At 66.9% G+C, this 8,752-nt stretch carries 10 protein-coding genes; 4 read left to right on the top strand and 6 right to left on the bottom strand.

All coding sequences use genetic code 11. The features are described 5' to 3' along the window. Nucleotides 1-10: 10 nt before the first annotated feature. Nucleotides 11-916, bottom strand: a complete 906-nt coding sequence (gene rpoH / locus KK7_RS0118575; RefSeq protein WP_010546142.1) for an RNA polymerase sigma factor RpoH — start codon at nucleotides 914-916, stop codon at nucleotides 11-13. Between the two features lie 58 nt (nucleotides 917-974). Next, nucleotides 975-1,931 carry an RluA family pseudouridine synthase gene (locus KK7_RS0118570; protein WP_010546141.1) on the bottom strand — a complete coding sequence of 319 codons (957 nt, stop codon included), beginning with the start codon at nucleotides 1,929-1,931 and terminating at the stop codon, nucleotides 975-977. 54 nt (nucleotides 1,932-1,985) lie between these two features. Here KK7_RS0118570 and KK7_RS0118565 point away from each other — a divergent pair, with 54 nt between their 5' ends. Beyond that, entirely contained in the window at nucleotides 1,986-2,351 is a 366-nt protein-coding gene (locus KK7_RS0118565) for a M67 family metallopeptidase (RefSeq protein WP_010546140.1), read from the top strand. Between the two features lies 1 nt (nucleotide 2,352). Here the strand turns inward: KK7_RS0118565 and KK7_RS0118560 are convergent, their stop codons facing one another. Both KK7_RS0118560 and KK7_RS0118555 read right to left on the bottom strand, forming a co-directional pair. Beyond that, nucleotides 2,353-3,234, bottom strand: a complete 882-nt coding sequence (locus KK7_RS0118560) for a hypothetical protein (RefSeq protein ID WP_138983998.1) — start codon at nucleotides 3,232-3,234, stop codon at nucleotides 2,353-2,355. A 75-nt stretch (nucleotides 3,235-3,309) separates the two neighbouring features. After that, complete coding sequence (locus KK7_RS0118555; protein WP_010546138.1) at nucleotides 3,310-3,957, bottom strand: DsbA family oxidoreductase; 648 nt, start codon at nucleotides 3,955-3,957, stop codon at nucleotides 3,310-3,312. 183 nt (nucleotides 3,958-4,140) lie between these two features. Here KK7_RS0118555 and KK7_RS22725 point away from each other — a divergent pair, with 183 nt between their 5' ends. After that, the gene (locus KK7_RS22725) at nucleotides 4,141-4,284 is read left to right on the top strand and encodes a lmo0937 family membrane protein (RefSeq protein ID WP_010546137.1); all 144 of its coding nucleotides are present in this window, start codon (nucleotides 4,141-4,143) and stop codon (nucleotides 4,282-4,284) included. A 20-nt stretch (nucleotides 4,285-4,304) separates the two neighbouring features. Here KK7_RS22725 and KK7_RS0118545 read toward each other — a convergent pair whose 3' ends face one another. Continuing rightward, entirely contained in the window at nucleotides 4,305-5,597 is a 1,293-nt protein-coding gene (locus KK7_RS0118545) for a serine hydrolase domain-containing protein (protein WP_083836142.1), read from the bottom strand. Nucleotides 5,598-5,721: 124 nt separating this feature from the next. On the opposite strand from KK7_RS0118545, the gene KK7_RS0118540 reads away from it, so the two are divergent. Beyond that, nucleotides 5,722-6,366: a histidine phosphotransferase family protein gene (locus KK7_RS0118540; protein ID WP_010546135.1), complete on the top strand. Its 645-nt coding sequence runs from the start codon at nucleotides 5,722-5,724 to the stop codon at nucleotides 6,364-6,366. Between the two features lie 9 nt (nucleotides 6,367-6,375). Here KK7_RS0118540 and KK7_RS23655 read toward each other — a convergent pair whose 3' ends face one another. Beyond that, nucleotides 6,376-6,504, bottom strand: coding sequence for a hypothetical protein (locus KK7_RS23655; protein ID WP_272941582.1), 129 nt, complete (start codon nucleotides 6,502-6,504; stop codon nucleotides 6,376-6,378). A 92-nt stretch (nucleotides 6,505-6,596) separates the two neighbouring features. Here KK7_RS23655 and KK7_RS0118530 point away from each other — a divergent pair. Beyond that, nucleotides 6,597-8,752, top strand: a 2,156-nt coding sequence (locus tag KK7_RS0118530) for a chemotaxis protein CheA (protein ID WP_010546134.1), incomplete at its 3' end; no start/stop codon positions are given.

The following is an 8,752-nucleotide window of genomic DNA, read 5'->3' as shown; positions in this document are numbered from 1 at the left end:
GCCGATCCGATCAATGGGTGGCGAGCAGGCGGCGATCGCCGGCGAGGCGCATCATCGCCTTTTGCAGCTTCTCGAACGCGCGCACCTCGATCTGGCGGACGCGCTCGCGCGACACACCATAGACCTGGCTCAGCTCCTCGAGCGTCTTGGGATCGTCGGTCAGGCGACGCTCGGTGAGGATGTGCTTCTCGCGCTCGTTGAGGTCCTCCATCGCCGAGACGAGCATGTCGTGGCGAACATCGGCCTCCTGCGCTTCGGCGACGGCCTCGTCCTGGAGCGGGCCTTCATCGGCCAGCCAGTCCTGCCACTGGCTTTCGCCATCCTCGCGCATCGGCACGTTGAGCGAGGTATCCCCGCCCATCGCCATGCGGCGGTTCATCGAGGTGACCTCTTCCTCGGTCACGCCCAGATCGGTGGCGATCTTGGCGAGATTCTCAGGGCTGAGGTCGCCGTCCTCGAACGCGTCGAGCTTGGCCTTCATCCGGCGCAGGTTGAAGAACAGCTTCTTCTGCGCGGCGGTGGTGCCCATCTTCACGAGGCTCCACGAGCGCAGGATGAATTCCTGGATCGAGGCGCGGATCCACCACATCGCATAGGTGGCGAGGCGGAAGCCGCGATCGGGCTCGAACTTCTTCACGCCCTGCATCAGGCCGATATTGCCTTCGGAGATCAGCTCCGACACGGGCAGGCCATAGCCGCGATAGCCCATCGCGATCTTCGCCACGAGGCGAAGGTGCGAGGTGACCAGCTGCGCCGCCGCATCGGTGTCGCCATGTTCCTGGAACCGCTTGGCGAGCATATATTCCTGCTCAGGGCTCAGGATCGGGAATTTCTTGATCTCGGAAAGATAGCGATTGAGGCTGGCCTCGCCGCCGAGCGCCGGGATCGTCGCGGGGACGTTGCTGCCGGTAGCCATGATCGTTTCTCCCTTTCCTTCGGGCGCCGCTCCCACCGGGACGCGTGCGCCGCAAAACTCATACGATAAGCTGGTTGAACAGTTCCTGCATGTCTGCAGGTATTTCGCTATCGAACGCCAAAGCGTTACCATTTATCGGGTGGATGAACCCGAGACGTGCCGCATGCAAGGCCTGGCGCTGGAAACCCAAGGTTGCCAGAAGTCCGCGATGGGTGGAACGCATACTTCCATATAGAGGGTCCCCGACCAGCGGGTGGCCGATCGACGCCATGTGGACGCGGACCTGATGCGTGCGTCCAGTCTCGAGCCTGCATTCTACATAGGTTGCATCGCGAAGTTCGCGAATTTTGCGCCAATGGGTAATCGCGTGTTTTCCGTGGCCCTCTGCGCAGACCGCGATTTTCTTGCGGTTGCTCGGCGAGCGGGCGAGCGGTGCATTCACCGTGCCCTGCGTCAACCGCACCGCGCCGCTGGTGATGGCGCGGTAGCGGCGGTCGATCGAATGCGCCTTGAACTGGTGGGCCAGCCCGACATGCGCCGGATCCGTCTTGGCCGCGACCATCAGGCCCGAGGTGTCCTTGTCGATGCGGTGGACGATGCCGGGTCGCGCGACGCCGCCGATGCCGGAGAGCTGGCCGGCGCAGTGGTGGAGCAGGGCATTGACCAGCGTGCCGTCGAAATTGCCCGCGGCGGGGTGGACGACGAGGCCCGCCGGCTTGTCGAGCACGATCAGATGCTCGTCCTCGAACACCACATTGAGCGGAATGTCCTGCGCCTCGTTGTGCGCGGGCTTGGGATCGGGCACGACGACCTGGAAGATCGCGCCGCCGATCGCCTTGCGGGCCGGATCGCGGGCGAGCGCGCCGTCGGGGCCGGTGACCGCGCCCGAGGAGATCAGCGCCTTCACGCGTTCGCGCGACAGCGTTGGCAGCGCGTCGGTCAGCGCACGATCGAGCCGCCAGCCATGCGCCTCGTCTGCGATCCGCGCTTCTAAGATGGAAACCCCCTGGTTCATGTTTTACCGGAAATGGGCATGGGCGTTACGATTTCAAGATCCATACTGAACGGTATGAAAAAAGCTTCGGCCGCCGCGGCGCCGCGCGAGGCGTGCGGGCTGCTGTTCGGCGAGGGCGATCGGATCACCGGCTTTGCCGAGACCGTGAACGTCGCCGATGCCCCCGAGCGGCGGTTCGAGATCGACCCCGCCGCGCTGTTCGCCGCGCTAAAGGCCGAGCGGGCCGGCGGGCCGGCGCTGCTCGGCTACTGGCACTCGCATCCAAGCGGCGATCCTATGCCTTCCCGCACCGACGCGGCAATGGCCGCGCCGGACGGCAAGCTATGGATTATCCTGGCGGGGGACGCGGTGGGCTGCTGGCGGGCGGGCGACCATGGCCGCTGGGACCGATTCGCGCCCGAGCGCCTGCTCGCCGAATAGGTCAGAGGGCCGGAACGGCTTCCGCCGCCGCCGGCGCCGGCTGGCACAGCGGCCGCACCTTGCGGGCGCAATCGATCAGCTCGCTGATCTGCATGGCATAATGCAGCCGGATCATCCGGAAACCGACCGGGTGGAAGGCGCGCAGGCTGGGCCCGAGGTGGAGCAGATAGCGATTGGCCTCGGCACGCTTGAGCACGCGGCGGACATGCGGCTGCGATACCCCGAAGCGGCGGGAGAGGGCGGACAGCGATACGCTTGCCGACTCCAGCGGCTGGAACGCCGCATCGGTGCAGGCGAGCGTCAGCATGTGGAGGATCGAGCAGCCGGCGAGTGGATGGAGGAAGGTCGCGCGCAGGGCCGGGAAGGGATCGGCCAGCCGCGCTAGGGCGTGGAGCCGCTTCGCCTGGAGGGTGAGAAAGGCGTTGTACACCGCAGCCTCGCCGATCGCGTCGCGTACTGGGGCGAGCGACGGGTCCACCATCGTCGCCGGCTCCAGCGCGGCTGCGAGATGGCCGCTCCACACTTGCCGGAATTCCGGCGTGGTCCGGCAATGGGTGGCCGACTCGCGCTCGAGAAAACCGATATGCATCATGAAGTCGATCAGTGCGCCGGCGCGGTTGGCGGTGAGCAGGCCGGAGCCCGAGCAGATCTGGCGCAGCGTAGACAGGGTCAACTCGCCTTGCGCCTCCAGATAGGCGGCTGACATCGCAGTCATGTAGTGGCCGGCATCCTTAAATACCGCGGCAAGCTTCCTGTCCGCCTCGGCAACGGCGAGGATGTTCGCGGCAAGACACTTGGCCGCGGCGCCGAACCCGGGATGACCGGCAGTTTCAATCCATCCCGGCGGCAGCGATTCCAGATCCAACGTGGTCGACTGTAGCACCCGTTCCCTCGATCAAGAGTTCCGGGGGCATAGCAGAATTGGTTCTGTTTCCGAAACATAATCGGGATCGAAGTTTCAGCTCGCGGTCGTGATCTCGCGCAGTGCCTGTTCGAACGCTTCCGGGGGCTGCCCGCCGGAAATGAGATAGCGCTGGTCGACGACGATCGCCGGGACCGACTGGATGCCGCGGCTCTGCCACAGCGCCTCTTCCGCACGCACCGCTTCGCCGTACCGGCCCTCGTCCAGCACCTGCGCCGCCTCCGCGATGTCGAGCCCGGCGCGTGCTGCGGCATCGAGCAGCACGGCGCGGTCGCCGGGATTGCGGCCTTCGCTGAAATAGACGGCGAACAGCGCGTGCTTCAACGCCTGCTGGCCACCGGCGATGCCCGCCCAGTGCAGCAGCCGGTGGGCGTCGAAGGTGTTGTAGATGCGGCTCTCGTCGGTCATCTCCATGGAGAAGCCGAGCGCCGAGGCGCGCTCGCGGATCATCGCACGGGTGCCGGCCGACTGTTCCGGCGTCGCGCCATACTTGCGGCCGATATGCTCGACGATGTTTTCGCCCTCCGGCGGCATCGCCGGGTTGAGCTCGAAGGGATGGAAGCGGATCTCCGCCGTCGCCACGTCGCGCACCCGCTCCAGCGCGATCTCCAGCCCGCGCAGCCCGATGATGCACCAGGGGCAGACCACGTCGGAGACGAAGTCGATGGAAAGCGTGCGCGGCATGGGGAAGCTCCTCGGGAAACAGCGGCGGGCATCGCGGCGGCGGCCGGTATATCGGACCTTGGCGTGGCCGAGGGAAGGGCCCTCGCCACCGTGTTGCGACCGTCGCCGAATTTTGCCGCGGCGCAGCCGGAACGATCCCGCCGCATCTCTCGTTACCCGATCCTGTTTCTGGGAGAGACGCACATGCTTTGGACGCTCGTTGTAATCCTTATCATCCTGTGGCTGCTTGGCTTTTCGTTCCATGTGGCCGGCGGAATCATCCACATCCTGCTGGTGATCGCGCTGGTCATCGGCCTGATCCAGCTGTTCACCGGCCGCAGGGTCTGAACCGGGTGCCCGGCGGGCGATCAGTCGCCTGCCGGGCCCCGATAGTCGGCACCATAGACTGCCTTGCGGAAATCGCGGTGCAGCGTGCCGTCGAACGGATCAGTCTGGACGAGGAACACCGCGGTCAGCTTGTTGGCCGGATCCACCCAGAACAGCGTGGACCATGCTCCGTCCCAGAAGAATTCCCCCACCGCGCCGCGATTCTCTTCGGGCGTCCTGGGCTGGCCGGTCCGCACGAAGAAATCGATGCCGAAGCCGCCCTGGCCCTTGCCGGGCAGCCACAGCCGCTCGGTCATGGCGGGGTCGAGATCGTCGGTCGCCATGCGCTCGACGGTGGAGGGCTTCAGGATCCGCACGCCGCCCAGGCTGCCCTTGTTGAGCAGCATCCGGGCGAAGCGCATGTAATCGTCGCTGCTGGAAACAAGGCCGAAATCGCCGGGCGTCAGCTTGCGGGGGCTGAAGTTGATGCGGCGGATCGCGGCGTCCGGCATCCGCGCGAGCTTGCCGTTGGCGCCCTTCTTGTAGCCCGCCGCCAGCCGCGGCAGGCGATCGTCCGGCTGGGTCCAGCCGGTATCCTTCATGCCGAGCGGATCGAGGACATGCGATTTCACATAGGCCTCGAACGGCATGCCCGACAGTTTTTCGACGAGCAGCCCCTGCACGGCGACGGCCGCGCTATAGCGCCACTGGGTGCCCGGCTGATAGACCAGCGGCACCGAGGCGAGCCGACGGCCGAACTCGGCCAGGTCATGTTCGAGACCCAGCGGGTCGGCCTTGTCGAAGAGCAGGTCGACCGGATGGCTCTTGCCGCCATAGGAGAAGCCGGCAGTGTGGCGCAGCACGTCACGGATCAGGATCGGCCGGTGCAGCGCCTCGGTGCGGATCGAGCCATCGCCATTCTTGCCGGCATAGACGCGGACGTTCGCGAACTCGGGCAGATAGTCCGCCAGCGGATCGTCGATGCGGAACTTGCCCTGTTCCCACAGCTGCATCAGCGCCACGCCGGTGACGGGCTTGGTCATCGAGAAGATCTGGAACAGCGTGTCGCGGGTCATCGGACGGTGCGCCTCGCGATCGGCATCGCCGCGCGCGCCGAAATAGACCTCGTGCCCATCAATCCAGACGAGCGCCGAGACACCTACCGCCCGGCCATCCGCCACCATCTTACTTAGGGCCGCATCGATGCGCGCACGATCGATGCGAAGTTTCTTTGCGGCAGGGGGGCGGGCAGCCTGCGCCAAAGCGGAAGGGACAACGTTGTCGCCAAGGATCGTGGCCGACAGAAGAAGTGCTGCAACCCTATGCAATATCATGACAGTCCCCTCTATCGCCGCGGCTCGTCCGACCACGGTTTCCGATGATACGATCGGTACGCCGCGATGCTTGCAGCTTTTTGCCCGCTGCGCCAAAGGGGATTTACAGCTGGAGCAACAAAAATTGAATATCAGCCCTACCGAGTTCGCTAGCCTGCTTTGCTCGCGCCTGTGCCACGATCTGTTGAGCCCGGTTGGTGCGCTCAACAACGGTTTGGAACTGCTCGCCGACGAGCATGATCCGGAGATGCGCGCCCGCTGCCTGGAGCTGCTGGCGGAAAGCGCGCGTGCGAGCGCCAACAAGCTGAAGTTCTTCCGTCTGGCGTTCGGCGCGGCGGGCGGCTTCGGCGAGACGGTGGACACCCGCGAGGCACAGGCCGCGCTGGAGGGGCTGTTCGGCGATAACCACCGGGTGAAGATCGGCTGGATGGTCGAGGAGCCGGTGATGGCCAAACAGGCGATCAAGGTGCTGCTGAACCTCGCGCTGATCGGCGGCGACGCGCTGATCCGGGGCGGCCAGCTGGATATCGGGGCCGAGACCACCGACGGCGCAATCGAGATCGTGATCCGCGCGGACGGCCCGCGCATCGTGCTTGACCCCGAACTGCGCAGCGCGTTGGCCGGCGGCCGCGAGGAGACCCCGATCACCCCACGTGCGGCAGCGGCCTATCTGGCGCACGAACTGGTGGTGCAGCATGGCGGCGAGCTCCAGGTGAGCCCGCCCGAATCCGAAGTGCTGCTGTTCGGCGCGTCCTTCCCGCTCGGCTGACCGGGCGGGTCAGCCGAGCGTGCGCTGGACGAGCGCGACGACCGACAACAGCACGGCTATCTCCACCAGCGCTGCCAGGGCATCGTCCTCGATCATCCATCGGGGTCGTCCGTCGGCTAGAAATGCCGCAAAACGCATCGGGGAACAGCGGCGGGTTTCGTGCGGCTTCTCTAACCCGGAATTAACCCTCGACCGCCATGGTGCCATTCGGAAATTTCCACCGGGGCCCCATGGACGACCTGCTGCAGGACTTCATCGCCGAGACGCGCGAAACGCTCGAGGCGCTTTCGGGCGAGATCGTCGCCTGGGAGTCGCAGCCCGACGACCGGGCGCGGCTCGATGCCATCTTTCGTTTCGTTCACACGGTGAAGGGCAGCTGCGGCTTTCTCGATCTCCCGCGGCTGGAGCGGCTCGCCCATGCGGCCGAGGATGTGCTGGCCCAGGTCCGTGACGGCGCGCGCGTGCCGGACCGGGCACTGGTCAACGCGGTGCTCGCGGTGGTCGACCGGATCGGCGAGATCGTCGAGGCGATCGACGCGGGTGCCGCGCTGGACGACAGCGGCGAGGAATTGCTGATCGCAGCCCTTGCCGAAGGGTCGGACGAGATCCTGTTGCCTGCCGCCATCGCGCAGCGTGCGCCGTCGCGCAGCGTGCGTCTCGGCGTGGACCTGCTCGATCGGATGATGAGCGGCATGTCCGAGATGGTGCTCGCCCGCAACGAGCTGGCCCGGCGGCTGCGCGCGGGCGAACTCGATCCCGCGGTGGAAGCGGCGCTGGAGCGGCTCTCGCTCACCGTCGGCGAGATGCGCGACACGGTGACGCGTACCCGCATGCAGAAGATCGAGGCGCTGTTCTCCGCGCTGCCGCGCATGGTCCGCGATACCGCGACCGGTCTCGGCAAGTCGGTGGCGCTGCAGATCGAGGGATCGGACGTCGAGCTGGATCGCGAGATGATCGAGGTGATGCGCGATCCGCTGGTCCACATCATCCGCAACGCGATCGACCATGGCATCGAAACGCCCGCGGAGCGCCGTGCCGTCGGCAAGCGCGAGACCGGGCGGTTGACCGTGGCCGCACGCCAGTCCGGCAACCAGATCATCGTCGAGATCGCCGACGACGGACGCGGTGTCGATCTGCACCGGCTGATCGCCAAGCTGGCGGCCAGCGGGGTGCGCTCCGAGCGCGAACTGCACGCGCTGCCCGAGGCGGCGAAGCTGGCGCTGATGTTCCACCCGGGCCTGTCCAGCAAGGATACCGTGTCCGAAATCAGCGGGCGCGGCGTCGGCATGGACGTGGTGAAGGCCTGCATCGATCAGATCGGCGGCCGGGTGGAGCTGGACAATGCTCCCGGCAAGGGCCTGCGGATCGCCATCCATGTGCCGCTGACGCTGTCCATCATCTCGGCGATCATCGTCGGTGCGGGGCGGCAGCGCTTCGCCATCCCGCGCCAGTCGATCGAGGAGATCGTCAGCGAACGCGGCGAGGCGATCCGCATCGACGTGCTGGGCGGCACCCCCATCGCCACGGTGCGTGAGCGGCGGATGCCGCTGCTCGATCTGGCCGGCCTGCTCGACGTTCGGCACGAGTCCCCAGGCGGCGCGCGGATGCTGGTGATCGTCGGCGTCGGCGCGGGCAGCTATGCGCTGGCGGTCGATACGGTGCTCGACAATGAGGAACTGGTGATCAAGCCCGCTTCCCCGGCGGTGATGGCCACCGGCATCTATGCCGGGCAGACGCTGCCCGATTCCGGTCTCCCGATGTTGCTGCTCGATTGCGCCGGCATGGCGCGGATAGGCGGGCTCGATTTCAGCCGGGACCTGGATGATGCCTTCGGCGACGAAGTGGCCGAGGCGGAGGCACCGGGTCTGCCGGGCTTGCTGTTCGACGATCTCGACGGCGTACGCCGCGCGGTGCCGTTGGCCGCAGTCGACCGGGTGGAGCAGGTCGCGTCTGCGCAGGTGCGCCAGGCGGCGGGCAGCTACCGCCTTGCCATCGACGGACGCATTCTGCCGCTGGCGATGCAAGGCGCACTCGACGGGCGTGCCAAGCTCAGCGTGCTGCGCCTGAAGGACGAGGATGCCGAGGTCGCCTATGCGATCGATGCCGCGATCGAGATTGTCACCCTGCCGGTGGACATCGCGCCGGCGCGCTCGCCGGGCCCGGCGGCGGGTGTCGCGTTGATCGACGGCGAACAGATTGAGCTGCTCGACGTGCTGTGGGTGTTCGACGCGCATGTCGATCGTGTCGCGGCCCCCGATGCGCCGCTCTGCCTGCTGGCAGGCGACACGGACGGCTGGCTCGCCACCTTCGTGCGGCCGCTGCTGGAGACGGCGGGCTACCGGGTGTCGGCGACACTGGCGCCGGGCGAGGAGCCGGCGGGGGGGGT

It is taken from the genome of Sphingomonas elodea ATCC 31461, from assembly GCF_000226955.1.
GTDB classification, from domain to species: Bacteria; Pseudomonadota; Alphaproteobacteria; order Sphingomonadales; family Sphingomonadaceae; genus Sphingomonas; species Sphingomonas elodea.
This window is presented reverse-complemented; position numbering and strand designations above follow the sequence as displayed.